This window comes from Streptomyces sp. CB01881 (assembly GCF_002953255.1).
Lineage (GTDB): Bacteria > Actinomycetota > Actinomycetes > Streptomycetales > Streptomycetaceae > Kitasatospora.
Genome location: NZ_CP026498.1, coordinates 6,891,870 through 6,894,200 on the forward strand (window position 1 = coordinate 6,891,870; position 2,331 = coordinate 6,894,200).

At 66.8% G+C, this 2,331-nt stretch carries 2 pseudogenes; one reads left to right on the plus strand and one right to left on the minus strand.

Annotation, left to right across the window (positions count from 1 at the left end):
- Nucleotides 1-1,089: pseudogene (locus tag C2142_RS40060) on the minus strand (Hsp70 family protein); the annotation flags it as partial.
- A 319-nt stretch (nt 1,090-1,408) separates the two neighbouring features.
- Between C2142_RS40060 and C2142_RS40065 the strand changes: the two are divergent.
- Nucleotides 1,409-2,331, plus strand: a pseudogene (locus C2142_RS40065) (Fe-S oxidoreductase); the annotation flags it as partial.

Genomic DNA, 2,331 nt, shown 5'->3' on the forward strand with positions numbered 1-2,331 from the left:
ACGTCGAGCAACGTCCTTGACCTCGCCCTTGAGGACACCGGCCTGGAGCGCGGCGCCGATGGCGACGACCTCGTCCGGGTTGACGCCCTTGTTGGCGTCCTTGCCGCCGGTCAGCTCGCGGACGAGCTCGGCGACGGCGGGCATGCGGGTCGAGCCGCCGACGAGGACGACGTGGTCGATCTCGGAGAGCGAGATGCCGGCGTCCTTGATCACGTTGTGGAACGGGACCTTGCAGCGCTCCAGCAGGTCCGAGGTCAGCTGCTGGAACTGGGCCCGGGTGAGCTTCTCGTCCAGGTGCAGCGGGCCCTCGGCGGAGGCCGTGATGTAGGGCAGGTTGATCGAGGTCTCGGAGGACGAGGACAGCTCGATCTTGGCCTTCTCGGCGGCCTCGCGCAGACGCTGGAGGGCCATCTTGTCCTTGGACAGGTCGACGCCGTGGCCGGCCTGGAAGACCTTGACCAGGTGGTCGACGACCTTCTGGTCCCAGTCGTCACCACCGAGGTGGTTGTCACCGTTGGTGGCCTTCACCTCGACGACCCCGTCGCCGATCTCCAGCAGCGAGACGTCGAAGGTGCCGCCGCCGAGGTCGAAGACCAGGATGGTCTGGTCGTCCTTGTCCAGGCCGTAGGCCAGGGCGGCCGCGGTCGGCTCGTTGACGATGCGCAGGACGTTGAGGCCCGCGATCTCACCGGCCTCCTTGGTGGCCTGGCGCTCCGAGTCGGAGAAGTACGCCGGGACGGTGATGACGGCGTCGGTGACCGTCTCGCCCAGGTAGGCCTCGGCGTCGCGCTTCAGCTTCTGCAGCACGAACGCGCTGATCTGCTGCGGGTTGAAGTCCTTGCCGTCCAGGTTGATCTTCCACCCGGTGCCCATGTGGCGCTTGACCGAGCGGATGGTCCGGTCGACGTTGGTGACGGCCTGGCGCTTGGCCACCTCACCGACGAGGACCTCGCCGTTCTTTGCGAAGGCCACGACGGACGGCGTGGTCCGCGCACCCTCGGCGTTCGTGATGACGGTGGGCTCGCCACCCTCAAGGACGCTGACGACCGAGTTCGTCGTACCGAGGTCGATGCCGACCGCGCGTGCCATCGTTGGTACCTCCACGGAAGAGTTGAGCTTTACGGGCTCAAGGATGCACGACTCGGCGGGGAGCGTCAACAGCCATGAGTCGGTGGCGCTCAACTTTGCTGAGCGGTTCCGCTGGGACGTGACGGGGCCGGGGCCGGGCGGGCCCGGCCGGCGGGCGTGGTGAGTGTGCGCTCACGTGACTGCCGCCATACCTTGAACATCTTCTGGAGAAGAGTTGACAAACGGTAATGTCCGGGCCGTCGGCCCAGGAAGTTACCGACGAGTACACTCGTTCTGGAGATACCGCCAACCCAGCAAAGCCGCAGGAGACGGAGAGCCGATGCAACTAGCAGCGATCGTCATCTCGCTGGTCACGTTCGTGATCGGCACCGCGCTCGCCGCCCGTGCGGCGCTGTACATCTTCAAGGTGGTGCGGACCGGCCAGTCCGACCCCACCAGGTTCGGGCAGCCCGCGCAGCGGGTGAAGACCGTCGCGGTCGAGTTCGTCGGCCACACCCGGATGAACCGCTGGGGTGTCGTCGGCGTCGCGCACTGGTTCGTCGCGGTCGGCTTCTTCAGCCTGGTGCTGACCATCGTCAACGCCTTCGGCCAGCTCTTCGACGCCGACTTCGCGCTGCCGGTCATCGGCCACTGGATGCTCTGGCAGCTCTTCGTCGAACTGCTCGGCACCCTCACCACGCTGGGCATCATCACCCTGATCGTGATCCGGCTGCTCAGCCTGCCGTCCCGGTCCGGCCGCAAGTCCCGGTTCGCCGGCTCGATCGCCTGGCAGGCCTTCTACGTCGAGTACACGATCCTCGGCATCGGTCTCTGCATCCTGATGCTGCGCGCCCTGGAGGGCGCCCTCAACGGCGTCGACTCGTACGGGCCCGAGCACCTGTTCTCGTACCCGCTGGTCTCCGCGCTCAGCGGCCTGTCGCACGGCACGCTGGAGAACCTGATCTACTTCTTCGCGATGCTGAAGATCTGCATCTCGTTCGCGTGGGCGACCACCATCGGCCTCAACCCCTCGATGGGTGTGGCCTGGCACCGGTTCCTGGCGTTCTTCAACATCTACTTCAAGCGCGAGGAGGACGGCGGCACCGCGCTCGGCGCCCTGCGCCCGATGACCAGCGGTGGTCAGCCGATCGACTTCGAGGACCCGGCCGACGACGCCGTCTTCGGCGTCTCCCAGGTCGAGCACTTCTCCTGGAAGGGCATCCTCGACTTCTCCACCTGCACCGAGTGCGGCCGCTGCCAGTC